The organism is Pseudarthrobacter sp. 01T43, assembly GCF_056398665.1.
Map to the genome: position 1 here is coordinate 57,353 of NZ_JBFTPV010000012.1, position 26,187 is coordinate 83,539.

The window sequence follows — 26,187 nt, forward strand, 5'->3', positions numbered from 1 at the left end:
GCCCGGCGCGCCTCCCGACATGGCAGGGCCGGCCCGTCCCCGGACTCCGTTTCGCTGCGTGCGTTCGGACTCTGCACCCCACCGATAGGATGGACGCATGTCGTCGCTGCGAGAAGCCCAGAAACAGCTGACCCGGGACGTCATCGTCGAACGGGCACTTGAGCTGTTCACCGAGAAGGGCTACGCCGCCACAACGATCGATGAAGTTGCCGCTGCGGCTGGAACAACGCGGGCAACCTTTTACGCCTACTATCCCTCCCGCAGCGATTTGATGCGGGACTTTATGGCGCGCGTCAACGCCTTCCTGGACCGTTCGGACGCCCCCGAACAGGGCACCACCGCCCCCGAGCTCGTCGACGTCGTGCGTGCAGGCGAGCTGCCGGGAATCCTCGCCTGGCTGGAGTCACGCGCTGCCTTGTGGCCGGTTTTCCGCCCCTACCTCGACGTCCTCGACGAAGCCGCGGCCGTCGACCGTGAAGTGCGCACCATGCTTGAGGGATGGCACGAAGAAGTCATCTCCGACATCGTCCGGGGCATGGAGCTGGCCGGCCGCTTCCCGGAAGAGACCCGCCACATCCGGGGTACCCTCGCCTTCACCTCGCTTGACTACGTAGCCACGCTCTGGACCCGCCGGAAGTTCGAGCCAAACCGGGAACATGCCCTCGAGGTGCTGGCGGACAGCTGGCATCACCTGCTGTGCGATGAAGGCTGACGCTTAGGCGAAGGAATCTTCCTTGGCTGCACTGGCCGGGCTGGTGGCGCTGACTGCGCTGGCGCGGCCGGCCGGGCGGGAAATTTCGACGCCGGCAGCCGCCGCCGCGGCGGAAGGTGCGGCCGGACGGTGGCCCAGCGGGTTGAAGTGGCCGGCGAAGAGCTCACCGAAGGCATAGGCGGTTTCGGCGTGCTCGGACAGGTCCACGCCCGCAGTTTCGGCCTCGTGGCTGACGCGGAAACCGATGAACCGGTTGATGACCTGGCCGATAATCAGGGTGACGACGCCGGAGAGCAGCACGGTGACCACTACCGCTGCGGACTGCGCCACCAGCTGCTGGAGGCCGCAGCCGTAGAAGAGGCCGCCGCCTACACCGCCAACCGGGAGGGCGATGAAGCCCAGGGCCAGGGTTCCGATCAGGCCTGCGCCGAGGTGGACGCCCACTACATCCAGGGAATCGTCCAGGCCGAAACGGTATTTCAGGTCGACAAAAACGCAGCAGGCTGCCCCGGCTACCAGACCCAGGCCGATTGCGGCCACTGGGCTGACGTTGGCACAGGAGGGCGTGATGGCCACCAGGCCGGCGACTACGCCGGACGCGGCACCCAGCGACGTGGGGTGGCCATGGCGGACCTTCTCCACGAGCAGCCAGCTGAGCATCGCCGCAGCCGGAGCAACGAGCGTGTTCACCCAGATCAGGCCGGCCTGCTCGGCCGTGGTGGCTGCGCCGCCGTTGAACCCGAACCAGCCGAACCAGAGGATGGCCGCACCCAGCATGATAAAAGGGACATTGTGCGGGCGGTGGCTGGGGTCCTTCGCAAAACCGTGGCGCTGCCCTACCACCAGGGCCAGGACAAGGGCAGCCGTACCCGAGCTGATTTCCACTACGGCACCGCCGGCAAAGTCGATTACTTGGCCGAACACCGCGGTCATGGCTCCGCCTGCGCTCATGAGCCCGCCGCCCCAGATCATGTAGGCAAGCGGGCAGTAGACCAGCGTGACCCAGACCGGTACAAACACGGCCCAGGCGCTGAACTTGGCGCGGTCCGCAATAGCACCGCTGATCAATGCCACGGTGATGATCGCGAAGGTGGCACTGAAACCGGCTTTGATCAGATCCGGGGAGCCCATGAGGTTTTGCAGACCGAAGTTGGCGAACGGGTTGCCGAAGATGCCCAGGAAGCCCTCGCCCGTGGTCATGGAATAACCCCACAGAACCCAGACAACACCGACGATTCCAGCCGAGATGAAGCTCATCATGATCATGTTCAGGGCGGCCTTGGCCCGGGTCATGCCGCCGTAGAAGAGGCCAAGCCCCGGGGTCATGAGCAGCGCCATAGCCGCCGCGATCATCAGCCAGACGTGTTGCGCAGTGATGTGCACCGGCGTCCCTTCCCATTGATCCAGATCGCGGGACTTCTGCCCGGGCGATCCCCCTGATCAATCGTCGTGGTGCCGTGTTTCGTTCTGTGCCGCAGCACGTTGCGTGCTTGTTACGTAATGGACCGCTGCGTGAAGACCGCGTGACCGGCATGTTTCGCGCAGGTTAAATAGGTGGCTGCCGGAGGGGAAAGGCAGCGTGGACAGGTTGGAGTGCGCCCCCACATTTCCTCAACGTCACCAGTTGCTCACCACCCTCGGCCTACTGCTTGTAGCCCTCCACTTCGTGGACTGAACGGGTGGCTGCCTCGTTCGGATTCTCGCCGGACTCCAGCTTGGCCCGGCGCTGCCGCAGCAGGTCCCAGCACTGGTCCAGGCTCTCTTCCAGGTGCCTCAGCCGAGCCTCGTCCGGTGCTTTGCCAACTCCCGACGCTTCGCGGAGTTCATGCTCCTCCGCGACCAGCGCCTCAATGCGGCCTAAAATGTCCTGATCGTTCATGGCTTCTCCTTTTTGTTCCAAGATGGGTGCTCCATGGCGGGTCCCCTCAGGCTAATGAGTCCTGCAGGAAGTCACCAGCGATCTTTTCTGGAGCCCCACCCCCGGTAGCATCATTTCCATGCCCACCGTGCTCGAAATGGCAGGTCCCATCCTGGAGATCCTGACCTGGCTGTGCCTGCCTGCCGGGCTCGGCCTGCTCTTCTACTCCGGTATCCTGCGCCGTTTTGTGCACCCGTGGTCAGTGGCCGAAGCTGTGGTCTACGCGGACGAGAGCGGAACGGGGTTCCGCTGGTTCGACCGCAAATTCCAGGTCCACCACGCGCCGATGTCGCCCTATGACATCAGGGATTTGGCCGTCGGTGACACCCTGCCGATCTATTACCACCCCAAGCGCCCCACCCAGTGGCAAACCGCAGCGCCCGAGGATGCGGCGAGAACCGCCGTCGTGCTTGGCCGCTTGCTCACCGGAATCGGCGCTGCGGCGCTCATGGTCGGGTTCTTCCTGCCGATGTTCTGACCCCCGGGAAGGGCCGCCCGGCCCTGTTCTTAACGGCTGCCATGGCCTAGCGTGTTGCCCATGGCTGCCGGACCCCATGCGGGGTTAGATGGACCCGCATCAGATGCAATGCTGAAGTTGGGCCGTTTCTTCACGAAATGGGACCAGACCGACGACGGCAGGGCCGTGTTCCGGGAGGGCGGCCGCCAGGGCGACATCTTCTACCGCGACCGTTGGAGCCACGACAAGGTGGTCCGCTCCACTCACGGCGTGAACTGTACCGGCTCCTGCTCCTGGAAGGTGTACGTCAAGGACGGCATCATCACCTGGGAATCCCAGCAGACCGATTACCCCTCGGTGGGCCCGGACAGTCCTGAATATGAACCTAGAGGCTGCCCCCGGGGGGCAGCTTTTTCTTGGTACACGTACTCACCCACGCGGGTCCGTTTCCCGTATGCCCGGGGTGTCCTGGTGGAGATGTACCGGGAGGCCAAGGCCCGGCTCGGTGACCCGGTGCTCGCCTTTGCCGAGATCGCGGCTGACCCGGAACGCCGCCGCCGCTACCAGCAGGCCCGCGGCAAGGGTGGTTTGGTTCGGGTCTCGTGGCAGGAGGCGACCGAGATTGCCGCCGCCGCGCATGTGAACACGATCAAGACCTACGGCCCGGACCGGTGCGCCGGCTTCTCGCCGATTCCCGCGATGTCCATGGTCTCGCACGCGGTGGGGACCCGCTTCATCCAGCTGATCGGCGGGGTGATGACGTCCTTCTACGACTGGTATGCGGACCTCCCCGTGGCCAGCCCGCAGATCTTCGGCGACCAGACAGACGTCCCGGAATCCGGCGACTGGTGGGACGCGCGCTACCTCATGATGTGGGGCTCCAACGTCCCGGTGACGCGCACTCCTGACGCGCACTGGATGGCCGAGGTGCGGTACCGCGGCACCAAGGTGGTCACGGTCAGCCCGGACTACGCGGACAACACCAAGTTCGCCGACGAATGGCTCCCCGCCCAGGCCGGAACGGACGCCGCGCTGGCCATGGCCATGGGCCACGTGATGCTCAAGGAATTCTTCGTGGACCGCGAGGTCCCGTTCTTCACCGATTACGTCAAGCAGTACACGGACCTGCCGTTCCTTGTCCGGCTGGTAAGGAACGACGACGGCGCGCTGACGCCGTCGAAATTCCTCACCGCGAAGGACCTCCCGGGCGAGGCCGGGGCTGAGGATGCGGCATTCCGCACCGTGCTGTTCGACAAAACAACCGGGCGTCCCGCCGTTCCGAACGGCTCCATGGGGTTCCGCTACTCCGGCAGCGGCGAAGGCAAATGGAACCTTGACCTTGAGGGGATCGAACCGGCGTTGTCCCTGCGGGAAGTGTCCGGGGAAAGCGCCGAAATCCTCCTCCCGTGCTTCGAGCAGGCGGACGGCACCGGCAGCATCCTGCGGCGCGGGGTGCCAGTTCTTGAAATCGAAGGCCAGCTCGTCACTACAGTGTTCGACCTGATGCTGGCCCAGTACGGTGTGGGCCGGGAGGGTCTGCCGGGGGAGTGGGCCGCCGGCTACGAGGATGCGTCCACGCCGTACACCCCGGCCTGGCAGGAGGAAATCACCAGCGTTCCGGCGCAGGCCTGCATCCGTGTGGCGCGTGAGTTCGCCCGGAACGCCGAAGAATCCAAGGGCCGCTCCATGATCATCATGGGCGCGGGAATCTGCCAGTGGTTCCACGGCGACACCACCTACCGGGCCGTGCTGGCGCTGGTGATGCTGACCGGCTGCATGGGCCGCAACGGCGGTGGCTGGGCGCACTATGTGGGGCAGGAGAAGACCCGGCCGGTCACCGGCTGGCTGTCGCTGGCCAACGCCCTGGACTGGGCCCGGCCGCCGCGGACCATGATCGGCACCGGTTACTGGTACATGCACACGGACCAGTGGCGCCAGGACGGCTACTCCGCGGATGCCCTGAAATCCCCGCTGTCCACCGGAGCGCTGGACGGCATGCACACGGCGGACGCGATGGCGCAGTCCGCGAGGCTCGGCTGGATGCCGTTTTATCCCCAGTTCGACCGCAACCCGCTGGACCTCGCGGATGAGGCGGAGGCCGCCGTCGCCGCCGGGACAGCGAAGGACACCCCCAGCTACATCGCCGACGCGCTCAAGAACCGCACCCTGAACCCGGCCATCGAGGACGTGGATGCCCCGGAGAACTGGCCCCGGACCCTGGTGCTCTGGCGCTCCAACCTGTTCGGTTCCTCGGCCAAGGGCAACGAATACTTCCTGCGCAACCTGCTTGGCACCCATAACAACGTTTTGGGCAAGGACCACGCCGAAGGGCTCAAGCCCAGGGGCGTGAAGTGGCATGAGCAGGCGCCGGAAGGAAAACTGGACCTGCTGGTTTCCGCCGATTTCCGGATGACCTCCACAACGCTGCTGTCCGACGTCGTGTTTCCCGCTGCCACCTGGTACGAAAAGCATGACCTCTCCTCCACGGACATGCACCCGTTTGTGCACGCCTTCAGCCCGGCGATCGACCCGCCGTGGGAGACCAAAACGGACTTCGACACCTTCCACCTGCTCGCCCGCGAGTTTTCCCGGCTGGCCAAAACCCACCTCGGCGTCCGCCGCGACCTGGTCAGCGTCCCGCTGCAGCACGACACCCCGGGCCAACTGGCCCAGCCCGGCGGCATCGTGCGCGACTGGCGGGAGACGGACATCCCCGCCGTGCCCGGGCAGAACATGCCCGTATTTTCCGTGGTGGAGCGGGACTATACGGCCATCGCGGACAAGCTTGCCGCCGTCGGGCCGCTGGCCGACAAACTGGGCTTCACGGTCAAGAACGTCACCTACAAACTTGCCGGACCCCTGGACCGGCTCAGCCGCTCCAACGGGGTGATGCTCGGCGGTGCCGCGGACGGCCGGCCGGCGATCGACACCGACGCGAAAATGGCGGAGGCCATCCTGGCGTTCTCCGGCACCACCAACGGCGCGCTGTCGGTCCAGGGCTTCAAGGACCTGGAGGTCCGTACCGGCCGCAAACTTGTGGACCTGTCCGAAGGCTCCGAGGAAAAGTTCATCACCTTCGCCCAGACCCAGGCGGGCCCGGTGCCGGTGATCACCTCCCCGGAATGGTCCGGTTCAGAAACGGGAGGCCGCCGCTATGCCCCGTTCACCATCAACATCGAACGGCTCAAACCCTTCCACACCCTGACCGGACGGATGCATTTCTTCCTCGACCACGACTGGATGACGGACATCGGCGAGGGGCTTCCCATTTACCGGCCGCCCCTGGATATGCACCGGCTCTTCGGTGAGCCCAAGCTCGGCGCCAACGGGGAACTTGAGGTAGTGGTCCGGTACCTGACACCGCATTCCAAGTGGTCCATCCACTCCGAATACCAGGACAACCTGCTGATGCTCTCGCTGTCCCGCGGCGGCCCGACGGTCTGGATGAGTCCCGCCGACGCCGAGTCCATCAAGGTCAGGGACAACGACTGGGTGGAGTGCCTGAACATCAATGGCGTCCTGGTGGCCCGGGCGATCGTCAGCCACCGGATGCCAGCCGGGGTGGTGTACGTCCACCACGCCCAGGAACGCACCATCGACGTGCCGAAGTCCGAGGCTACGGGCCGGCGCGGCGGCATCCACAACTCCGTCACCCGGCTGCTGGTCAAACCTTCGCACCTGATCGGCGGGTACGCCCAGCTGGCCTACGCATTCAACTACCTTGGCCCCACCGGGAACCAGCGCGACATGGTTGCCACCGTCCGCCGTCGTTCTCAGGAGGTGCAGTACTGATGCGTGTTATGGCTCAAATGGGCATGGTCATGAACCTGGACAAATGCATTGGCTGCCACACCTGTTCGGTGACCTGCAAGCAGGCCTGGACCAACCGTGCCGGCACCGAATACGTCTGGTTCAACAACGTGGAGACCCGTCCGGGACAGGGCTATCCCCGCCGGTACGAGGACCAGGAGAAGTGGCATGGCGGCTGGGAGCTGAACAAACGCGGGAAGCTGGTCCTCAAGGCAGGCGGCCGCGTGAAGAAGCTGTTCGGGATCTTCGCCAGCCCGGTCCAGCCCGAGCTCAAGGACTACTACGAGCCGTGGACGTACGACTACAAGACGCTGATCGATTCACCCCTGGGCGATGACTTTCCCGTGGCCCGGCCCAAGTCGCTGATCACGGGGGAGGACACCAAGATCACCTGGTCCGCAAACTGGGACGATGACCTGGGCGGTTCCACCGAGCATGGCCATTTGGATCCGATCGTGGAAAAAGTCCGCCGTGAGTCCGAGGACAAGATCAAGTTCGCGTACGAGCAGACGTTTATGTTCTATCTGCCGCGGATCTGCGAGCACTGCCTGAACCCGTCCTGCATGGCCTCCTGCCCTTCGGGGGCGATTTACAAGCGGGTGGAGGACGGCATTGTCCTGGTGGACCAGGACAAATGCCGTGGTTGGCGGCAATGCGTCACCGGCTGTCCTTACAAGAAGATCTACTTCAACCACAAGACCGGCAAAGCCGAAAAGTGCACCTTCTGCTACCCCCGCGTGGAGGTGGGGCTCCCCACGGTCTGCTCAGAGACCTGCGTGGGCAGGCTGCGGTACCTGGGGCTGTTCCTGTACGACGCCGACGCCGTCACCGCGGCAGCCTCCGTCACCGACCCGAGGGAACTGTACGACGCCCAGATGGATGTGCTGCTGGACCCGAATGACCCCGCCGTCCAGGCCGAAGCCCGCGCCCAGAACATTCCGGAGGACTGGATCGACGCCGCCCGGCGCTCCCCGGTCTACGCCCTGGCCAAGGTCTACAAGGTGGCCCTGCCGCTGCACCCCGAATACCGGACCATGCCCATGGTCTGGTACGTCCCGCCGCTCTCCCCGGTCGTGGACCTGCTGCGGGACCAGGGGCACGACGGCGAGGATCACGGCAACCTCTTTGGCGCCATCGACGCGCTGCGCATCCCGGTGGAATACCTCGCGGAACTGTTCACGGCGGGCGATGCAGACCGGGTCACCGCGGTGCTGAAGAAACTTGCCGCCATGCGCTCCTTTATGCGCGGCATCAGCCTGGGCAACGATCCCGATGACTCCATCCCCGAGGCCGTGGGGATGGACAGCCAGACCATGTACGAGATGTACCGCCTCATGGCCATCGCCAAATACGACGAACGCTACGTCATTCCCAAAGCCCATGTGGAACAGGCTCATGACCTGGAGGAGATGGGCTGCTCACTGGATTTCGACGGCGGACCGGGCATGCAGGACTCCTCCCCGTTCGGTGAGGCAAGCGGCAGGCCCGTCCCGGTGGCGGTGGAAACGTTCAACGCCCTCCGGGACAGGCAGACCTCGGACGAGATGGGGTCCGGGTCCGGCCTCCACGGCCGGGTCAACCTGCTGAACTGGGACGGGCGCGGGGCGCCCCCAGGGCTCTTCCCGGGACGGTCGCGCCCCGAACCAGGTTCTTCGGCAGAAGAGGAACGGCCGTGAGCCGGCGAGATCAGGTGGTCTACATGGCCGCCGCGTGGTGCCTGTCCTATCCCGATGAGGAGCTGATCGGCCGGGTGCCGCTGATGCGGGCCGCGCTGGCCGAGTTCCCCGGTGCGGTCCAGGACTTCGTTGACGTCCTGGACCTGCTCGAATCCTCGGAACCAATGGAAATCCAGGCCCACTACGTGCGCGAGTTCGACCTGGGCCGGCGCCACGCGCTCCACCTGAGCTACTGGACGGACGGCGACACCAGGCGCCGCGGTGAAGTCCTGGGCAACTTCAAGAAGGCCTACCGGCAAAGCGACATCCTGGTGGACACCCACGGCGAACTGCCGGACTACCTGCCCATGGTCCTCGAATACGCCGCCCGGGTGGATCTTGCGGCGGGCCGTGACTTGCTGATCCGGTACCGGGCCAGCCTCGAGATGCTCCGCTTCGGCCTGCTGCGCGATGAGTTGCCGCATGCCCGCATCCTCCAGGCCATCTGCACCACGCTGCCTGGGAAATCGCCGGCCGATGAGCAGGCTGTCATGCGGATGGCCGGCTACGGGCCGCCCACCGAAGCCGTGGGACTGGACCCGTATGATCCCCGCCTGCTGCCCGTGAAAGGGGCCTGACCATGCTGATCTTCGAGACCGGGCCAGGATCCGCCGTCGAACTCACCGCCCTGGACATCGTCCTCTGGGGTGTCCTGCCGTACGTCATGGTGGTGGTGCTGGTGGGCGGCAGCATTTGGCGCTATAAATACGACCAGTTCGGCTGGACCACCAGGTCCTCACAACTGTATGAGTCCCGGCTGCTGCGGATCGCCTCACCGCTGTTCCACTTCGGCTTGCTGGCGGTCATCGCGGGCCACTTTTTCGGCCTGGTCATCCCCATGGCCTGGACGCAGGCCGTGGGGATGAGCCAGGAGTTCTACCATATAAACGCCCTGCTTGTGGGAGGCATCGCGGGGGTGGGAACCCTGGGCGGAATTCTGCTGCTGATTTACCGCCGCCGCACCACCGGGCCGGTTTTTATGGCCACCACCAAAAACGACAAGGGCATGTACGTGGTGCTCACGGCGGCCATCCTGTTCGGCTTGTGGACCACCCTGGCCAGCGTCTTTGAGGGCGAGCACGGGCACAACTACCGCGAAACCGTGGCCCCCTGGTTCCGCTCCCTGTTCATCTTCCAGCCGGACATCGCGGCCATGGCGTCAGCGCCGTTCTCCTTCCACCTGCACACGCTGGTGGGGATGGCGCTGTTTATGATCTGGCCCTTCACCCGGCTGGTCCACGCCTTCACGGCGCCGCTGCACTACCTCTTCCGGCCCTACATCGTCTACCGCTCCCGTGACCGGGACCGCGTCAACGCAAAGCGGAAGGAAACAGCCGGAACCTCCGCTGCACGCACCACCGGGACTGCGGCACGCCGCGGCTGGTCCGCCGTCGGAACCCACGACAGGGACACCCGGAACCGCTAGCGAAAAAGCCAGTACCAACGTAGAGGGAAGAGGAACGCCGTGACCGGATCCGCCGCCCCAGCCCCGCCGGCGCCGGCTGGCCGGACGCTCAATCTCGTGCTCGCAACCTCCGCCTCGGTAGTGGGTTTCTGGGCGTGGAACTCGGTGGCGACACTGGGCTCGTTCTACACGCAGAACCTCCACCTCAACCCGGCGGCCACAGGGGTGCTGGTGGCGATGCCGGTGTTTGTCGGCTCGCTCGGCAGGATCGTCGTGGGCACTTTGACGGACAAGTACGGCGGCCGGGCGATGTTCACCTTTGTGCTGCTCGCCTCCATCCTGCCGATCCTGCTGGTCTCAGTCGGCGGACTTCTCAGCTCATTCGCGCTGGTGCTCGGCGCCGGCCTGGTGCTCGGCGTCGCGGGTACCGTCTTCGCCGTCGGAATCCCGTTTGTCAGTGCCTGGTTCGAGCCGTCCCGGCGGGGCTTCGCCACCGGCGTGTTTGGTGCCGGGATGGGCGGCACTGCGCTGGCCGCGTTCCTGAACCCGCGTCTCGTTGCCAGCATCGGGTATTTCCCCACGCACCTGCTGATTGCCACAGTCCTCGCCGCAATGGCAGCCCTGGTGTGGTTCCTGATGAAGGAGTCGCCGGGCTGGACCCGCAACAACGCCCCGGTGCTGCCCAAGCTCCTTGACGCCGCGAAGACACCGGTCACGTGGAAGATGTGTTTCCTCTACGCGGCGGTCTTCGGCGGCTTCGTCTCGTTCGCCACGTACCTGCCCACCTACCTGCGGGATGTGTACAGCTTTGATCCCAGTGGTGCCGGGGCCCGCACAGCGGGTTTCGCGCTGGCGGCAGTGCTGGCACGGCCAATCGGCGGCGTCCTCGCCGACAAGTTCGGCTCCAAGCCGGTGGTGCTCGCCTCGCTGGCAGGGGTGGCGGTGCTCGGCTGGGTGGTGAACCTCCAGCCCGACGGCGAGGTCCCCGCCGGTCTGACTTTCGTGGCCATGGCGGCCGCGCTGGGGTTGGGAACCGGTGGCGTGTTTGCGTGGGTGGGCGTACTCGCTCCGCCCGGCAAGGTGGGCAGCATCAGCGGGGTGGTCAGCGCCGCCGGGGGGCTGGGCGGCTACTTCCCGCCCCTCGTGATGGGTGCAACGTACGACGCCGCCACCCGCAGCTACTCAATCGGCCTGCTGCTGCTGGTTGCCACCGCCCTGGTGGCGTTTGCCTTCACCGCACTGGTCTTGCGTGGTCCCTCGAAATCCGTCCAGGCAGTGAAGGCCTCACCCGGAGCCTAGGCGGCCAGCACCACACCAATGCCGAGTGCGCCCAGGACGATCCCGGCAAAGGCCGTCCAGAGCACAGCCGAGGTATCGGCGTCGACATTCTCACGCGTGATCCCGCGGGCGCTGGCGCCATAGCGGCGACGCTGGGTGAAGTAGATGGCCGCGGCGGCGGCGGCGGACACGGCGAACAGCAGCAGGATGGGCAACCCGTAGTGGGGGAGCCAGCGCAGGAAAAGGGCGCTGACGGTCACCAGCGCCAGCATGGTCCGGCCCCACGCCAGCGTGGTCCGTTCGGGCTGGAGCCCGGGATCGCCGTGCGGCGCGGGGTCCGGCGTCCGGCTGCGGGCCATAACGCTAACGCCAGAGGATAAAGACAAGGACGACGGCGGCCGCCAGCGCCCCGGCGCCGGCCAGCAGCGGCACGATGAGCGGCAGCGGGAGCGGAGTTTTGTTGCGCATGCTTCGCTCCACGCGGAGCCAGCGCCCTGCGGCGCCGGCGCTCAGCAGCATGCCAAGGAGCAGAAGCAGCACTGCGAGACTTTTGCGGACCGGCTCAAGGAAAAGGTCCGACGTGAAGGCTTCGATGGCGATGCCGCCGGCCAGGAGCGCCAGTGCGGTGCGGATCCAGGCGAGGAAGGTCCGTTCATTGGCGAGGGTGAAGCGCGGGTCGGGTTCGGTGCCGCCGGGTAGCAGCCGTTCGGCTATCCGTCCGCGAGACGGCGGGGGAGGCGTCGACGGCGACGGCGGCAGGGGACCGCTGGGCGGTGGCTGGTTGCTGGACACGGGGACAGTTTAGCCGCCGGGGAATGCGGTCGCTGCAGGCTCGTCAGCCAGCGTTCCGGGGTGCGAACATGATGACGGCCACGCCCACCAGGCAGATCACGGAACCCGCTACGTCCCACCGGTCCGGCCGGAAGCCGTCGAAGATCATGCCCCAGATGAGCGAGCCAGCCACGAACACACCACCGTAGGCGGCAAGGATCCTGCCGAAATGGGCGTCCGGCTGCAGGGTGGCAACAAAACCGTAGACGCCCAGGGCAATAACGCCGAGGCCCGCCCACCACCAGTCCTTGCCTTCGCGGACGGCCTGCCACACGAGCCAGGCGCCGCCGATTTCAGCCACCGCTGCCAGAACGAAAAGCACGGCCGTTTTGGCGATCGACGCCGTTTCAGCAGGAATATTCACAGGTTCATCATGCCAGCCGGGAATGCGGTCGCTGCACGGACTGACGGCCCGCTTCGGCAACACCTATGCGGGCGCACCGGATGTCCTGGCCGAGTCTCAGACCCGGCTGGGCGTTCCGCCCCGGAAGTAATACTCTAAGAGCAACCGGGGCATTGCTTACTCCCGTCCTGCCCCGCAGCCAGAGAGGTTCACCATGTCCGAGAAGCTTCATCTGACGCCAGAAGACGATTTCCCCGACGACCTTGCCGCCCTTCCTAACCAGGAGCTCCAGGTTCTGGACAGCCAGGTGCAGCGCCAGCTGAACTACGAATACGTTGCTGAGGGCGAACCCAATCCGGAGACGGAGTTCAGGCGCGATGACCTTAACGAGGAATTCGAGGAGCGCGACCAACGCTGATCCGGGAACCATCCACCTGCCGGAGCCGTTACGCTTATGGTGGGCTTGGGGGACCCGACTGCCCTCTAATACAGCATGGCTGCGCAACGGTCAGGAGAGAGAAACATGGCTCGCGCCGCTAAAGGAACAACTGCATGATCCGGCTACGTCAGTTGGCCCAGGCGGCCTCCGTCTTGACCTCACCACTGTCGCCCGAAGACGTTCTGGCGCTCTTCAACCCTGTCTTTTCCGCACGCCAGCTGCGCGGCGTGGTCACCCGGGTAGTCCAGGAAACGGCACAATCGGCCACCATCTTTTTCCGTCCCGGCCGCGGTTGGCATTCGCACCTGGCCGGCCAATGGGCGCGCATCGGCGTTGAGCTTGACGGCGTCCGTCACTGGCGCTCGTACTCCCTGAGTGCCCCCGCGGGCAAGGACCCCGCCATCACCGTCACCGACGTCGGCGCCGTTTCCGGCACCCTGGTGCGCACCACCAAGCCCGGCGACGTCCTGTTCCTCGCCCCTCCGCAGGGTGACTTCATCCTCCCGGAGCACCCGCGGCCGCTGCTGATGGTTACCGCTGGAAGCGGTATTACTCCGGTGATGTCCATGATCCGCACGCTGGTCCCGCGCCGCCCGGATGCCGACGTCGTGCTGGTGCACTCGGCCCGCACACCTGGTGAGAGCCTTTTCCACGAGGAACTTGCCGAGCTGGCCGACCAGTTTCCCAACTTCCGCCTGGCCCACTGGTACACGGGCGAACAGGGCAGGATGGATTTGACCAACACCGCAGAGCTTGACCAGATCTGCCCGGACTGGAAAGAACGCGCCGCTTACGCCTGCGGCCCGGACAGTTTCCTGGACGACGCCGAGGCGCTGTGGAAGCAGGCCGCGCTCACCACCCCGGCACCGGGCTCGGATGTGGCAATCGCTGGTGACCCCGGCAACCTGATGATCGAACGGTTCAACACCACCTTTGCCGGGGGTGTGGGGCACGATGGCGGCATTGTCACCTTTGAAGCCTCGGACCGGGAAGTCGACGCCGACGGCGACACCCCGCTGCTGGATGTGGGCGAGGACGCCGGTGTGCTGATGCCCAGCGGCTGCAGGATGGGGATCTGCCACAGCTGCCTGACTCCGCTCCTGTCCGGCCAGGTCCGTGACCTCCGGACCAACGAAATCCATGGCGAGCCCGGCCAACTGATCCAAACGTGTGTCTCGGCAGCCGCCGGACCCGTCAACCTCGAACTCTGAGGAGCACTATCGCATGTCAGTAGTTTCAGAAAACAAGACAGTTTCAGAAGGCAAGACCGCCCCCACCGGAGCGGCAAGGACGCGCCCCGGAGCGCTGGCCGAGTCCGGCAGCCCTTCGGTCCGCCCTCCCAGCGCCGCGCACCTTTCGGACGAACAGGTGGCGGAGCTGGGCCGGGAACTGGACGCGATCCGCGACGATATCCTCGCCAAGCGCGGTGCCTCGGACGCAGCCTATATCCGGCGCCTGATCAAGATTCAGCGCGGCCTGGAGATCTCCGGCCGCGCCGCACTCCTGGTCAGCAAGAACAAGGGGGCGTGGGTTACCGGCACCACCCTCCTGAGCCTCGCCAAGATTCTCGAAAACATGGAGATCGGGCACAACGTGCTCCACGGCCAGTGGGACTGGATGCGGGACCCGGACATCCACTCCACCACCTGGGAGTGGGACTTTGTCACCCCCTCCCGCTCATGGCAGCACACCCACAATGACCTCCACCACCGCTGGACCAACGTGGTGGGCAAGGACAACGACGTCGGGTACAACCTCCTCCGCATGGACGAGTCCCAGCCGTGGGTGCCCGCGAACCTGGGCAACCCGCTGTACAATGCGATCCTGGCACCCCTTTTCGAATGGGGCATCGCCATCTATGACCTCGAGCTCAACGATTTCAAAGAGGGCAGGAAGTCCAAGGAAGCGTTGCTCAAGGACCTCAAGGCGCTGGGCAAAAAGGTGGTCACCCAGTTCACGAAGGACTATGCGGCCACTCCCGCCGTCGCCATGCTCACCGGCTCCGGCAAGCAGGCCCTCTACGGCACCCTGACCGCAAACGCCGTCCGCAACGTGTGGGCACACGCGGTGATCTTCTGTGGCCACTTCCCGGAAGGAACGGACACCTTCAGCGAAGAAATGGTTGAAGGCGAAACCCGCGGCGACTGGTACGTCCGGCAGATGATCGGCTCCGCCAATATCTCCGGCTCCAAGTTCATGCACCTCATGACCGGCAACCTGTCGCACCAGATCGAGCACCACCTCTTCCCGGACCTGCCGTCCAACCGGTATGCCGAGGTTGCGCCTCTGGTCCAGGAAATCTGCCAGCGTTACGGCCTGAAATACACCACGGGTCCGCTGCTGAAGCAGGTGGGTTCAACCTGGGGCAAGATCTTCAGGCTCGCGCTCCCAAGCAAGGCCGCAAAGGCCTAAGGCAGCAGAGCACAACAGTCAGTGGAGGGGACAGGCGAATGCCTGTCCCCTCCACTGTTTGTTTTAGCGCGCCGTATTAATGCGCCATCCTGTGACGTCCCCGGAAGTAGCCCTTAGGCGAGGGAGAGGAAAAGCTTTTCCAGCTCTTTCCGGTCCATGGTGGTGTCTTTGCGGACGATGCACTGCTCCAGGCCGCTGGCAATGATGGCGAAGCCAGCGCGGTCCAGGGCCTTGGACACGGCGGCAAGCTGCGTGACGATGTCCTTGCAGTCCCGGCCCTCCTCCAGCATGCGCGTGACGGCGGCGAGTTGGCCCTGGGCCCGTTTGAGGCGGTTGACCACGGGTGTCAGTTCAGTCGAATCAAGTTGCATTGGGGGTCTCCAAGGGTCGTGTTCCTGCGGTCAACTATATACCCGGTGGGGTGTCTTGACTACCCCCGGGGGTATCTGTAATACTCGGTGGGGTATTTACTCGTCCGTTGAAAGGCCATCCATGACTTCCCCTTCCACCACCGCAGCCACCACCGCGCTCGCCCCGGAGGAGCTGCGCAGCTGGGTCACCGAACACCAGGATCTAGTCGTTGTTGACGTCCGCTCAGCCGCCGAGTTTGAGGCCCTTCACATCCGCGGCTCCTACAACGTGCCGCTGCCGCTGCTGTCCGAACACGCGGATGAGCTGGCTGCACGCCTGGGCGGCCGCGTAGTCCTTGTCTGCCAGTCCGGAGCCCGTGCCGAGCAGGCACGCCAACGCCTGGGCGCATCGGGGATTGAGGCTGCCTATGTCCTGACCGGAGGTGTGCAGGGCTACGACGCGGCCGGAGGTGACGTCGTCAAAGGGAAGGGCCGCTGGGACCTGGAACGGCAGGTCCGCCTCGCCGCGGGGTCCCTGGTGGTTCTTGGCCTCGCGGGAGGTAAGTTCGTTTCGCCAAAGATCCGGACGCTGGCCGGGGTTATCGGCGCCGGCCTGACCTTCTCCGCGGCTACCAACACCTGCGCCATGGGCCAGGCCCTCTCGGCCATGCCGTGGAACAAGTCCGCCAAGGAGCCCACCCGCGAAAGCGCCATCCTGACCCTGCCCGCGCCCGAGGCCAAGCAGGCCCCGGCAGCATGATTGCGGCCTTGTCGCTGGGGCTCCTGGTTGGGGCCGTGCTCGGTGTGGTGGGTGGCGGCGGTTCGATCATTGCCGTTCCCGCACTGGTTTATGGCGTGGGCATGAGTCCGGCGGCAGCCATTCCCACGTCCCTCCTGGTGGTGGGAATCTCGTCCCTGGTGGCCTTGTTCCCGCGCCTTCGCGAAGGTATCAACTGGCCTGTGGTTCTGATCGTCGGAGCTGCGGGAATCCCCGCAGCGTGGGGCGGGGCAGCCGTGGGACGGCTGCTGGATCCGAATGTTCTGATGCTTGCGTTTGCCGCCATCATGGCGGTGGCAGGAATCCGGATGCTCATGCGGACCATGGAAACGGAGGGGTCGTGCAGCATCGGTCCCACGCGGGCTTTCCGTTCCTGCGCGCCCAAGGCCGTGGGGGTCGGGCTCCTTGTCGGCTTCCTCACCGGGCTGTTGGGCGTAGGCGGGGGATTCCTGATTACGCCTGCCCTCACCTTGTTCCTGGGCCTGCGCACGAAACAGGCCGTTGGTTCATCCTTGGCCATCATCGTCATTAACTCGGCGGCGGGCTTCAGTGCGCATGTCGCTGGATTCACCATTGACTGGCCGACTGTCCTGAGCTTCGCAGTCCCGGCGATCATGGGCTCCCTCATTGCTGCGCGGCTCGCCCGCCGGCTCAAGGACAAGCACATCCGCGTGTCCTTCGCGATGCTTATCTTTGCGGTGGCCGCCTGGGTCACGGCAAGCACCGTTACCGCCTGACGCCTTTCCCGAACCGGCCTAACGCCGCGTTAAACCTGTTGGAAAGTTCCGATTGCAACATACCCCCTAGGGTATTAATATTGATAGCAGAACACTTCCCCTCCACCACTTCACGAAGGAGAGCATCAGATGCTTATCGAACGCATTTACGACGAAGACCTTGCCCAGGCAAGCTACCTGATCGGCTGCCAGGCCAAGGGTGAAGCGGTAGTGGTCGACGGGCGCCGCGACATCGCGGTCTACCTGGAGCTTGCCAAGAAGAACGGCATGAAGATCGTCGCCGTCACGGAAACCCATATCCATGCCGACTACCTCTCCGGCACCCGCGAACTGGCCGCGGCCACCGGCGCCCAGATCTACGTCTCGGGTGAAGGGGGACCGGACTGGCAGTACGGGTTCGACGGCGAGCGGCTCTTCGACGGCGACAAGATCGCCCTCGGCAACATCAGCCTCCAGGCAGTACACACCCCCGGCCACACGCCGGAACACCTGTCCTTCCTGATCACCGACGGCGCGTTCAGCGACCAGCCCGGCTACCTGCTCTCCGGCGACTTCGTCTTCTCAGGTGACCTGGGCCGTCCTGACCTGCTCGACGAGGCAGCCGGCGGCATCGACACCCGTTTCGTCGGAGCCAAGCAGCTGTTCGCCAGCCTGCGGGACAAGTTCCTGACCCTGCCGGACTACGTCCAGGTCCACCCTGCCCACGGCGCAGGCAGCGCCTGCGGCAAGGCCCTCGGTGCCATCCCTTCCTCCACAGTCGGATACGAGCGCCTCTACGCCTGGTGGGGCTCCTACCTCGCCGCCAACGACGAGCAGGGCTTCATCGATGAACTCCTCGACGGGCAGCCCGATGCGCACGCCTACTTTGGCCGCATGAAACGCGAAAACCGTGAGGGGCCGGCCGTTCTGGGCCAGCGCACGCCGCTCGCGGAACTGGACAATGCCGACGTCGCCAATGACCTTGCTGGAGACAAGGTCACCTTCATCGACACCCGTTCCAACGGCCAGGTTCACAAAGGCACCGTCACCCGCTCCCTCAACGTCCCGGCCGGCAAGTCTGTAGCCAGCTACGGCGCCTGGGTGGTCAACCCCGAAACGGACCGGAATCCGCTGGTGCTCCTGGCTGCGGACCAGAAGCAGGCGCAGGACATGTGGGACCACTTGGTCCGCGTTGGCATCGACAATGTGGCCGGCTATGTCAGCAGCATCGACGGTCTGCCGCTGTCCGCGCCAAAGCTCATCCAGCCCGCCGAACTTGCTGACTTCGATGCAGCGATGGTCCTGGACGTACGCAACCGTACCGAGCACGCCGCCGGACATGTTCCCGGATCCCACCAACTCAGCGGCGGACGTCTCATGTGGCACCTCGATGAACTGCCCGCGGAGGGCACCATCGTGACCTACTGCCAGAGCGGGGTCCGGAACTCCGTGGCCGCCAGCGCCCTGCGCCGCGCCGGGTACAACGTCGTCGAACTCGACGGCAGCTACGCAGGCTGGAAGGCGTGGCAGCAGGCGCAGGAGACCGTGCCAAGCAACTAGGAAACGCAGCTGTAAGTCATCCGGCAACACTCCTGGTCGGGGATGCAGGAGTGGGGGTGTGCAGTCAACGGTTCAGGGCTGTTCGGCGGTGGATTTTTCAGTGCTGCGGTCCGGCTGATCCGCTTTCGGCGGCATGGGAATTGAGGTGGCAGCCACGGTACTCTCCTTCTCAACGCCGGCACTTGTTGGACCGGGAGTTCGTTTGATTTTCTGCCTGGTTCATCCGAACCATTGTGATGGGCGCTGTTGCGTCTGCCGTGAAGCCGACGATGGGCTTTTGGTCAACGGCGGCCGGGTCGTATGGTCGTTGATGAGCGCCATTGCGGCGCATTCTTGTGCATCGTGGATGCCTGCGACCGCTGAGTTCTTGTCCTTGTATCTTCCGGACACAGCAAGCACTTTCCCAGTGCGGGAGAGCAATCTGAACTCAAAGTCTCCGTCGGTTGTTACCACCAGTTCGAATGTTCCTGTCATGGTCCACGTGATCCTTTGGGTCGGGCGCTTCGTTTGGTCCGGCCGGACCTGTCGGGTCATCGCCTGATGAAACGCAATGAGTGGGTCTGAATTAAGCAGTGTTCGTGGCCAATGATTTGGCCCCTTTGGGACTAGGGATGCCGCGCACCCTTGGGTGCATCGGCTTCCGCAGGGGAATCCGGACCTTCAGCGGGGTCCTGGGAGTGGGACCGTATCTCCGGAAACTCCCGTGTGTTGTCGCCTTCAGCCGGAGCCTCGCTGTGGATCCGGATATCGCCTGTGGCTGAAATGCCCATTCCTCACACCTCTTTGTTGCCTACATCATCTGCGAACCGAWGGTAGGCAGATGAATTGATTCAACGCTGACTTCAATATTTCCCGGGTCCCGAACCGGGACGAGGGCTGATCCGGCGTGGTGTCCGTTCAGCGTCGTCTCCTACGAGGACGTAGGTTCCTACTCCCATCAAAAGGAAGCCGATAACGCCGACGGCGGTAACCTGCGAAGCGATTCCCGCAATAAGCAACACGACACCGACCAGACACGCGAGGGCGGCAAAATACGTCGCTCTGAATCTGTCCCGCAGGGAACCTGAGGAGAGTTCCTGGGCCAGTCGCGGGTCCTTTGCGATCAGGTCCAGCTCCAGTTCATTAAGCAGCTTCTGCTCTCTGTTTGACAACGGCATCTGAAGCCTCCTCTGACACCGCTGCCAGCCCTGTCCAGGGCCTTGAAGCTGAGCCGCTGAGCAGTTGTGGTTGTCGCGGTTTCTAAATCCAACATTTTGAATGTTAGTATTCCGACCATAGGAGCGTTCCTGATGGAAGTCAAGGAAAGTGGTCCGGGCAGGGGGATTCCGGTTGGGGCGCCGTCAGCTTTCGGAGCTTGATGGGTGCCGGGTTTCCTTGATCAGTGCGAGCAGAACTGCTGCTTCACTGATGCTGGGTTCCTTAGTGGCCGTCAGGAGGGTCAGCGGGCCGCGGTCGGCCAGGCTGCGGAGCCGGCCAAGGGCCGTTGCGGCGTCGGGTGCTTCCAGTTCGACTCGGTAGCGTCGGCTGAACTCCTCGAAGAGTTGAGGGTCGTGGGCGTACCACTTCCGCAACTGAGGGGACGGGGCCAGGTCTTTGCACCATTGGTCGATGCGGGCCTTTTCCTTGGTCAGGCCCCGCGGCCAGAGTCGGTCTACCAGGATGCGGGTGCCATCTGTGACGAGCGGGGCCTCGTAAATGCGTCGAACTTTCACAGTTTGTGGGCTGACCATCGGGGTGGGCTCTCTTTCGTCGCAGGGTAATGGGTGGCTTTGTTCCTTGAGTGTTGAATAGGTGGTGCGGGCCGAGGGGATGCAGCAGGTGCAGTCTCAGCGGGCGGTTGCGTCGGTCCCTTCGTTCCCGGCAGCGGTATCGCGGAGGGCGAGGGCAGCCTGGATCAGGGCGGCATGGGTCAGCGCCTGCGGAAAGTTGCCGAGGAGGTCTCCGGTGACCGGGTCGATTTCTTCGCTGTAAAGCCCAAGCTCGTTGGCGTTCTTCAGGAGTGCCTGGAAAAGTGCCGTCGCTTCGCTTCGCCGTCCCGTGTGGGCGAAGGCCTGGACAAGCCAGAATGAACAGGGCAGGAATGCCCCCTCGGTTCCGGGTAGTCCGTCCTGGCCGGGCGGGTAGCGGTAGAGGAACGGAAAGCCTGCGGAGAGGTTTTCGTTGACGGCATCCACTGTTCCTTTGACGCGGTCCGAGCCGGTCTCTTCGAAGCCGGTGACGGGCAGGACCAACAGGGCCGCGTCCAGGTCGGTGGATCCGTAGGTGCGGGTGTAGGTGTTTCTCGCGGGGTCAAAGCCCTTTGATCTGATCTCGGCGGCGAGATCGTGCCTGGCCTTTTGCCAATGGGCCCGTTGCCGTGCGCGGAGGTGGTGGGTTTGTCCTATCCGCAGTGCCCTGTCCAGAGCCAGCCAGCCCATCATTTTGGAATGCACGTGGTGGGCGGCGTCGTCGCGGATTTCCCAGATTCCTGCGTCCGGTTCCTGCCAGCGCAAAGCCACCAGGTCCGCAAAACCGCGCATCGCCCGCCACGTCTCTGAGTACAGGCGGTGTCCGCTCCGCACCAGGACCCAGGCGGCGTCCAGGACCCATCCGTAACCGTCGAGCTGGTGCTGTCTTGCGGCGCCGTTGCCGATGCGGACCGGGGTGCTCCCGGCAAAGCCGGGCCAGCCGCGGAGGGTGCGCTCGGCGGGCACATGTCCTCCGGCAAGGGTCAGCAGTGCGGGCAGCCGCGGCCGCTCAAGCCGGCTGGCGTGCAGCAGCCAGCCGAGGAACTTTCTGGCTTCAGCGGTTTTGCCGACGGCAAGAAAGGAGCCGACCCCTATGCTGGCGTCCCGAGGCCAGGCATACCGATAGTCCCAGTTGCGGATCCCGCCCGGATCCTCTGGAAGGGATGTGGTGGGGGCTGCCACCGGGGCCCCGGAGGGGGAGTATGTCAGCAGTTGGAGGGTCAGCAGGCTCCGCAGGACAGGTTCCCGGAAAGGCATGCCCGCATCGACGTCCTCCGTCCAGGCCTGCCAGCGGGCTTCGTCGGTTTCCACCAGGCCCCAGGCTGTTGACGGGTCGACGTGGATGAGGGGTTCACCGTAAGCGATGGCGAGTACGAGGGTGACGGGGTGGCCGGGGTGGACGGTCAGGTAGGTCCGCTGACCTGGTTCCAGCTCGAGTTCCTGGCTGCACCCCAGGGACAACGCCAGCGGGCCCCAGTCGCAAACGAGGTCGCGTCCGCGGCGGATGCGCGGGCGGCGATGCTGTTCGCCCAGCCGGGGGTCGAAGCAGATGACAGCAGGCATGGGTGAACCCCTGGCGCTGAGCCGTCGAATCAGGACCGTTGTGGGCAGCAGCTGGCCGGCAACTTCAGCGACCATGGCTTCGGTGAGGATGAGCGCGCCTTCGCCGGCTGACCAGACAGTTTCCAGTGTTGCGCTGTGGTGGCGGTATCGGCGCGTGACTTCTTGCGACGGCAGGACCGGTCCGGCCAGAAACGCTCCGGCGCAGGCTCCGCCCAGGAGCGCTCCGAAGACAGGCTCACCATCAAATGCCGGGACGCAGAGCCAGTCCACAGAACCGCCTGCGGAAACCAGGGCTGCCGTGCGGGTGTCACCGACCAGCCCATAATCAGCAATGGGCGACGGCGTCCAGTGCTCGCTGAGGTGAGGGAGGGGATCTGCCACGGTCGATTCGTCGATGCCGTGCCGCCGCTGGGCTGTCATGATGCCTTCAGGAGCAGCCCGAGGACAGCGCCGTAAACAACGTGGGCGAGAACTGCGACGGCGGGGGTCTGGATGCCGTAGTTCAAGCCAAGCAGGCCCGGGGGCTCCAGCACCGCCCTGTTCCCAGGTCCCGCCCTGGTCGATGCCATCCTCGGATGGATCCCTGGCAGCAGCGGGAGGATCACCGTCAGCGCCACAGCGACATGGAGGAGCCCAAGCAACGCACCCGTCCACCACGTTGCCGTCCCCAGGAGCGCGAAGGTAGCCGCGTAGCCCAAGGCGAAAATCTGACCCGCGACCAGATGGATGAAGAATCCCGCGACACGTGCCCGATCAGGATCAGGGGTTACGAGCGTGCCTAGCACCAGGGGCAGGTCCAGGCGTGTCCAGCCAGCCATCTGAGCTGAGATCATCACGACCGTCAGCGCGCCGGTCGCCAGCAGCCCGAACAGTGCCCACCCGTACCAGTCCATCTCAACAGCCGCTTCCACTGTGCAGGGCCGGCGGAAGTCGCCGCTGCCTTGCAGGCGGTCCTGTCCGGCGGGTTGCCGATGGCTCGGCGGCCGCGCGCCACCGAGGTGTGAGACGGGAGGTGTGATCTCGCGTGTCCGGAACCATCTCCTTGCCCTTTCCTGTACTGGGGCCGCGGGTAATGATCAGGTGGGTATCGGCAGAGATGATCATGCCTGACTGGCGTCGGACTTCCTCGAGGATGGGAATGACACGAGCAGCTTTCCCTTGTCGTCAAGGGGTGCCGGGCGAGCGTGATCGTCCTTCGGGGTGTGTACTGATATATCATGACCCATCTAAAGCCGGTTCTCTTGAATTTAGAGCGTATAATTAAGTCCGTCAAGCCTTCCAGGAGATGATTGAATTTCCCCATGAGTTCCTCGCACATTACAACGCGAAATCCCGACGCGGCCTCACTGGCCGATCCTGTGCGGCGCTCTCTCTACCAGGCACTGATACGTAGCCCCGTACCGCTCACGCGTGACCAACTGGTTAAAACGCTCAATCTCGCTCCGAGTACTGCATCGTTTCATCTGGAGCGGATGGTGCAGGACGGTCTGCTGGAAACTGAAAGCAGGAAGCTTGGTCCCCGGACCGGCCCAGGTTCCGGCCGTCCCAGTAAGCTCTACAGGCCGGCATTGGATGAAGTTCAGCTCTCCTTTCCGGCGCGCGATTACGAGCTTGCCGGCCGCATGTTGGCCTCCGCGATCGAAGCGTCCGTTGAAACCGGAGAACCAGTGGAGGACGCTCTTGCCGCCGTGGCCTATGCGGAGGGCCAACGGCGCGGTCTGCTCGCAGGGAACCTCACGAAGGCTTTGACTAACAACGGTTACGAACCTGAGACCGACGGGCAGGGAGTGGCTTTGTGTAACTGTCCGTTCCGCCGCCTCGCAACAGACCACACCCGGCTTGTCTGCGGACTCAGCGCCGCCCTCTTGCAGGGCACACTTGACGGGTGCAGTGACAAGGAGCACAAGGTGGTGGCCGCCCCCGCGGGCTCAGCCTGCTGCGCACGGCTCACCGTGCCATCAAAGTGAAAGGCCCAGCGCATGGTGGGTTTCACCCCTACCTATGCGCCTGAGGGCTAAGCGGGCGTTCTGAAATGGTGTTCCGACCAGCGCCTGGCACCTCGGCGTTGAGGCATGCCACATGATCAAGCCCTAAGCCGTGATCCTCATGGAGGCGGATAGCCACAGAGCCTTGGGCCTCTGGCATTTACTGCCAAAGGTGTCATGATGGAGTGATGGTTGCAGTGGACCCCGTTGCACAGGCTCAGGCCAACTTCAAAGAGGCCAAAAAGCAGTTTGCGCACGCCGAAGATCAGTTCCGACGCAGCGAAATTTCCAAGGAACGGCTCGACGAATTGGGCCGGCTGCGCGATATCGCCGAAGAAGATCTACGCCGCACGGCGAAGTTATTCGGATTACCGATTCCAGACGACGCGAGGTGGAGTGGAAACTTCAGGCCTGGCTGACACCCCGGATGTCTTGCTAACCCCTCGACTGATGGCCTTAGAAGGCAGCTGACCGGTCGTGGCTGGCCATATGCGTCCCGCGGGTCAACAATGGCTGAATGGGGTATTCAGCCAAGGTGGCATCATCCGTTCTGTACGTATCCGAACTTGACCGGTCGGTGACCTTTTACCGGGACCTGTTCGAATGTGAGGTAAACCTCCGCTCGACGGATGCTGCCCTCCTGCTGACCGCCGAGGGCTTCCAGCTGTACATCATCGAGCGTGGCAAGCATGCTGAGCGCCACCCCAACGGATTGGGCCACCACCTCCTGATGTGGGCCACTGACAGCGCCAAGGGCCTGGAATGTCTGAAGCAGGCGCTGCAGGGCACCGGCAGTTATGTCGATACCCACATATCCGGCGGCGTTACCTTTGTAGAGGGCCGCGACCCTGACGGCCTTCGCGTGGTGATTGCCCACCCCGATCCGGCACAGCACCCGCGTTCTATTTTCGACAGCCACTTGTACGCCTGATTGGTAGCAGCCGTCCGCGCTGAGAGCCGCGCGGCGGCGCGTTGACCGATGAGGACTGACGCATCTCCGCTGGATAACGCCCTCGCGGCTGAACCCTTCTATTTCTGCAGGAAGCTGAGCAGGGCCTCGTTGACCTCCGTGGCGTGCGTCCACAGCATGCCGTGCGGGGCGCCGTCGATCTCCACATACTCGGCGCTGGGCAGCGCCTTGGTGAACCGGCGGCCGGTCACGTCGATCGGCAGGATGTTATCGGCGGTGCCGTGCACAATCAGTGCGGGCACATCGATCTTGGGGATGTCTGCCCGGAAGTCGGTCAGCCAGGTGGGCTGGGCTGCGACCAAGGCGGTGGCTCCTGCGGCGGCCGCAACATTCCAGCTGGCGTCCACTGCTTCCTGGCTGAGACGCGGGGTGCCCAGGAACGTGTCGGTGTTGTAGAAGTTCTTAAAGAACTCCCTCAGGAAGGCGTATGGGTCTGCGGTGACGGCTTCGGTGAGTCCGTCAAAGACATCCTGCGGAACGCCGTCGGGATTGTCGTCGGTCTTCAAGACGAAGGGCTCCAGCGATCCCAGGAATGCTGCGCGGGCAACCCTGGCCGATCCGTAGGTGCTGATGTACCGGGCCACTTCGCCGGTGCCCATGGAGAAGCCCACCAGCACGGCCTCGTTCAGGTCCAGGGCGGTCAGGAGGGTGTCGAGGTCGGCGGCGAAGGTGTCATAGTCGAAGCCTTCGGTGGGCTTGCTGGACTTGCCGAACCCCCGGCGGTCGTACGTGATGACCCGGAAACCGGCCGCCAGGAGTGCGGTGGTCTGCTTCTCCCAGGAGGAACCGTCCAAGGGATAGCCGTGGATCAGGACCACCGGCTGTCCACTTCCATGGTCCTCGTAGTAAAGCTCGATGTCTGTGCTGTTCTCGGTTCCAACGGTTACGTAGGCCATCAGTGCGGTCCTTTCGAGGGCTCGGAATCAGTTCAGGGCAGGACGCTCAAAGCCGCGCCCGGCATTCCCTACTCTAGGGAACGCCGGGCACGGCTCCAAGGGCGCGGCTATTTGGAGGGTTGGGGCAGTTCGCACTCAATCTTGGGGTTGACGCCCATGTAGTTCAAGGGACCCGCAATGATGGTCACTGCCACCGTGCCCGCCTGGGCGCAGGTTCCGGGGGCGCCGCCGAAGTAGCCGCGCTGCCAGGCGGCGATTCCGCCGATGATCAGCCAAATGACAATCAGTGCTCCGAAAAACTTCATGGTGTCCTCCCATTGGC

At 64.5% G+C, this 26,187-nt stretch carries 30 protein-coding genes; 16 read left to right on the forward strand and 14 right to left on the reverse strand.

Features of this window, described 5'->3' with window-relative positions; genetic code table 11:
• Positions 1-97: 97 nt before the first annotated feature.
• Complete coding sequence (locus AC1DIM_RS12380; protein ID WP_477710787.1) at positions 98-712, forward strand: TetR/AcrR family transcriptional regulator; 615 nt, start codon at positions 98-100, stop codon at positions 710-712.
• Between the two features lie 3 nt (positions 713-715).
• Here AC1DIM_RS12380 and AC1DIM_RS12385 read toward each other — a convergent pair whose 3' ends face one another.
• Together AC1DIM_RS12385 and AC1DIM_RS12390 are read right to left on the reverse strand one after the other, a co-directional pair.
• A complete protein-coding gene (locus AC1DIM_RS12385; protein ID WP_477710788.1) occupies positions 716-2,095 on the reverse strand; it encodes an ammonium transporter in 1,380 nt (459 codons plus the stop codon).
• Between the two features lie 259 nt (positions 2,096-2,354).
• Positions 2,355-2,591 (reverse strand): DUF2630 family protein, encoded by a 237-nt coding sequence (locus AC1DIM_RS12390; RefSeq protein ID WP_477710789.1) that lies wholly within the window; start codon positions 2,589-2,591, stop codon positions 2,355-2,357.
• A gap of 118 nt (positions 2,592-2,709) precedes the next feature.
• Here AC1DIM_RS12390 and AC1DIM_RS12395 point away from each other — a divergent pair, with 118 nt between their 5' ends.
• Genes AC1DIM_RS12395 through AC1DIM_RS12420 form a run of 6 tightly spaced genes read left to right on the forward strand, consistent with a single transcriptional unit; the run spans position 2,710 to position 11,316 of the window.
• Positions 2,710-3,108, forward strand: a complete 399-nt coding sequence (locus tag AC1DIM_RS12395) for a hypothetical protein (protein WP_477710790.1) — start codon at positions 2,710-2,712, stop codon at positions 3,106-3,108.
• A gap of 60 nt (positions 3,109-3,168) precedes the next feature.
• Positions 3,169-6,879, forward strand: coding sequence for a nitrate reductase subunit alpha (locus AC1DIM_RS12400; protein WP_477710791.1), 3,711 nt, complete (start codon positions 3,169-3,171; stop codon positions 6,877-6,879).
• Positions 6,879-8,573 carry a nitrate reductase subunit beta gene (narH, locus tag AC1DIM_RS12405; protein WP_477710792.1) on the forward strand — a complete coding sequence of 565 codons (1,695 nt, stop codon included), beginning with the start codon at positions 6,879-6,881 and terminating at the stop codon, positions 8,571-8,573. Before AC1DIM_RS12400 ends, narH begins: the two co-directional genes overlap by 1 nt.
• On the forward strand, positions 8,570-9,190 hold the full coding sequence (gene narJ, locus AC1DIM_RS12410; protein WP_477710793.1) for a nitrate reductase molybdenum cofactor assembly chaperone: 621 nt from the start codon (positions 8,570-8,572) through the stop codon (positions 9,188-9,190). The genes narH and narJ overlap by 4 nt, the downstream gene beginning before the upstream one ends.
• Before the next feature lie 2 nt (positions 9,191-9,192).
• Positions 9,193-10,038 (forward strand): respiratory nitrate reductase subunit gamma, encoded by an 846-nt coding sequence (gene narI / locus AC1DIM_RS12415; protein WP_477710794.1) that lies wholly within the window; start codon positions 9,193-9,195, stop codon positions 10,036-10,038.
• A gap of 39 nt (positions 10,039-10,077) precedes the next feature.
• Positions 10,078-11,316 carry an MFS transporter gene (locus AC1DIM_RS12420; protein WP_477710795.1) on the forward strand — a complete coding sequence of 413 codons (1,239 nt, stop codon included), beginning with the start codon at positions 10,078-10,080 and terminating at the stop codon, positions 11,314-11,316.
• Here the strand turns inward: AC1DIM_RS12420 and AC1DIM_RS12425 are convergent.
• The 3 genes from AC1DIM_RS12425 to AC1DIM_RS12435 are packed head-to-tail and all read right to left on the reverse strand — an operon-like array spanning position 11,313 to position 12,490.
• Complete coding sequence (locus tag AC1DIM_RS12425) at positions 11,313-11,654, reverse strand: DUF202 domain-containing protein (protein WP_477710796.1); 342 nt, start codon at positions 11,652-11,654, stop codon at positions 11,313-11,315. The genes AC1DIM_RS12420 and AC1DIM_RS12425 overlap by 4 nt on opposite strands.
• A gap of 4 nt (positions 11,655-11,658) precedes the next feature.
• On the reverse strand, positions 11,659-12,087 hold the full coding sequence (locus AC1DIM_RS12430; RefSeq protein WP_477710797.1) for a YidH family protein: 429 nt from the start codon (positions 12,085-12,087) through the stop codon (positions 11,659-11,661).
• Between the two features lie 43 nt (positions 12,088-12,130).
• Entirely contained in the window at positions 12,131-12,490 is a 360-nt protein-coding gene (locus tag AC1DIM_RS12435; protein ID WP_477710798.1) for a YnfA family protein, read from the reverse strand.
• Positions 12,491-12,683: 193 nt separating this feature from the next.
• Between AC1DIM_RS12435 and AC1DIM_RS12440 the strand changes: the two genes are divergently transcribed.
• The 3 genes from AC1DIM_RS12440 to AC1DIM_RS12450 all read left to right on the forward strand — a co-directional run bounded on the left by AC1DIM_RS12440 (position 12,684) and on the right by AC1DIM_RS12450 (position 15,320).
• Positions 12,684-12,887: a hypothetical protein gene (locus AC1DIM_RS12440; RefSeq protein ID WP_477710799.1), complete on the forward strand. Its 204-nt coding sequence runs from the start codon at positions 12,684-12,686 to the stop codon at positions 12,885-12,887.
• A 134-nt stretch (positions 12,888-13,021) separates the two neighbouring features.
• On the forward strand, positions 13,022-14,119 hold the full coding sequence (locus AC1DIM_RS12445; RefSeq protein ID WP_477710800.1) for a ferredoxin reductase: 1,098 nt from the start codon (positions 13,022-13,024) through the stop codon (positions 14,117-14,119).
• Positions 14,120-14,132: 13 nt separating this feature from the next.
• Positions 14,133-15,320 (forward strand): fatty acid desaturase family protein, encoded by a 1,188-nt coding sequence (locus AC1DIM_RS12450; protein WP_477710801.1) that lies wholly within the window; start codon positions 14,133-14,135, stop codon positions 15,318-15,320.
• 113 nt (positions 15,321-15,433) lie between these two features.
• On the opposite strand, the gene AC1DIM_RS12455 is transcribed toward AC1DIM_RS12450, so the two are convergent.
• Positions 15,434-15,691: a metal-sensitive transcriptional regulator gene (locus AC1DIM_RS12455; RefSeq protein WP_477710802.1), complete on the reverse strand. Its 258-nt coding sequence runs from the start codon at positions 15,689-15,691 to the stop codon at positions 15,434-15,436.
• Positions 15,692-15,812: 121 nt separating this feature from the next.
• Here AC1DIM_RS12455 and AC1DIM_RS12460 point away from each other — a divergent pair, with 121 nt between their 5' ends.
• From AC1DIM_RS12460 to AC1DIM_RS12470, 3 genes are all read left to right on the forward strand, one after another.
• Positions 15,813-16,430 (forward strand): rhodanese-like domain-containing protein, encoded by a 618-nt coding sequence (locus AC1DIM_RS12460; protein ID WP_477710803.1) that lies wholly within the window; start codon positions 15,813-15,815, stop codon positions 16,428-16,430.
• A complete protein-coding gene (locus AC1DIM_RS12465; protein ID WP_477710804.1) occupies positions 16,427-17,185 on the forward strand; it encodes a sulfite exporter TauE/SafE family protein in 759 nt (252 codons plus the stop codon). Before AC1DIM_RS12460 ends, AC1DIM_RS12465 begins: the two co-directional genes overlap by 4 nt.
• A gap of 129 nt (positions 17,186-17,314) precedes the next feature.
• Positions 17,315-18,724 carry an MBL fold metallo-hydrolase gene (locus tag AC1DIM_RS12470; RefSeq protein ID WP_477710805.1) on the forward strand — a complete coding sequence of 470 codons (1,410 nt, stop codon included), beginning with the start codon at positions 17,315-17,317 and terminating at the stop codon, positions 18,722-18,724.
• 219 nt (positions 18,725-18,943) lie between these two features.
• Here AC1DIM_RS12470 and AC1DIM_RS12475 read toward each other — a convergent pair whose 3' ends face one another.
• The 6 genes from AC1DIM_RS12475 to AC1DIM_RS12500 all read right to left on the reverse strand — a co-directional run bounded on the left by AC1DIM_RS12475 (position 18,944) and on the right by AC1DIM_RS12500 (position 22,907).
• A complete protein-coding gene (locus AC1DIM_RS12475) occupies positions 18,944-19,198 on the reverse strand; it encodes a YegP family protein (protein ID WP_477710806.1) in 255 nt (84 codons plus the stop codon).
• A gap of 131 nt (positions 19,199-19,329) precedes the next feature.
• A complete protein-coding gene (locus tag AC1DIM_RS12480; RefSeq protein WP_477710807.1) occupies positions 19,330-19,494 on the reverse strand; it encodes a hypothetical protein in 165 nt (54 codons plus the stop codon).
• A 72-nt stretch (positions 19,495-19,566) separates the two neighbouring features.
• Positions 19,567-19,881 carry a DUF3040 domain-containing protein gene (locus AC1DIM_RS12485; RefSeq protein ID WP_477710808.1) on the reverse strand — a complete coding sequence of 105 codons (315 nt, stop codon included), beginning with the start codon at positions 19,879-19,881 and terminating at the stop codon, positions 19,567-19,569.
• Positions 19,882-20,064: 183 nt separating this feature from the next.
• A complete protein-coding gene (locus AC1DIM_RS12490; protein WP_477710809.1) occupies positions 20,065-20,436 on the reverse strand; it encodes a DUF488 domain-containing protein in 372 nt (123 codons plus the stop codon).
• A gap of 114 nt (positions 20,437-20,550) precedes the next feature.
• Positions 20,551-22,434, reverse strand: coding sequence for a glycoside hydrolase family 15 protein (locus AC1DIM_RS12495; RefSeq protein WP_477710810.1), 1,884 nt, complete (start codon positions 22,432-22,434; stop codon positions 20,551-20,553).
• A complete protein-coding gene (locus AC1DIM_RS12500; protein WP_477710811.1) occupies positions 22,431-22,907 on the reverse strand; it encodes a hypothetical protein in 477 nt (158 codons plus the stop codon). The genes AC1DIM_RS12495 and AC1DIM_RS12500 overlap by 4 nt, the downstream gene beginning before the upstream one ends.
• A gap of 408 nt (positions 22,908-23,315) precedes the next feature.
• On the opposite strand from AC1DIM_RS12500, the gene AC1DIM_RS12505 reads away from it, so the two are divergent.
• From AC1DIM_RS12505 to AC1DIM_RS12515, 3 genes are all read left to right on the forward strand, one after another.
• A complete protein-coding gene (locus AC1DIM_RS12505) occupies positions 23,316-23,981 on the forward strand; it encodes a helix-turn-helix transcriptional regulator (RefSeq protein WP_477710812.1) in 666 nt (221 codons plus the stop codon).
• 206 nt (positions 23,982-24,187) lie between these two features.
• Positions 24,188-24,418 (forward strand): hypothetical protein, encoded by a 231-nt coding sequence (locus AC1DIM_RS12510; protein WP_477710813.1) that lies wholly within the window; start codon positions 24,188-24,190, stop codon positions 24,416-24,418.
• A gap of 98 nt (positions 24,419-24,516) precedes the next feature.
• Positions 24,517-24,930 (forward strand): VOC family protein, encoded by a 414-nt coding sequence (locus AC1DIM_RS12515; protein ID WP_477710814.1) that lies wholly within the window; start codon positions 24,517-24,519, stop codon positions 24,928-24,930.
• 98 nt (positions 24,931-25,028) lie between these two features.
• Here the strand turns inward: AC1DIM_RS12515 and AC1DIM_RS12520 are convergent, their stop codons facing one another.
• Positions 25,029-25,865, reverse strand: coding sequence for an alpha/beta fold hydrolase (locus tag AC1DIM_RS12520; RefSeq protein WP_477710815.1), 837 nt, complete (start codon positions 25,863-25,865; stop codon positions 25,029-25,031).
• Positions 25,866-25,972: 107 nt separating this feature from the next.
• Positions 25,973-26,170 (reverse strand): hypothetical protein, encoded by a 198-nt coding sequence (locus tag AC1DIM_RS12525; protein ID WP_477710816.1) that lies wholly within the window; start codon positions 26,168-26,170, stop codon positions 25,973-25,975.
• Positions 26,171-26,187 lie beyond the last annotated feature (17 nt).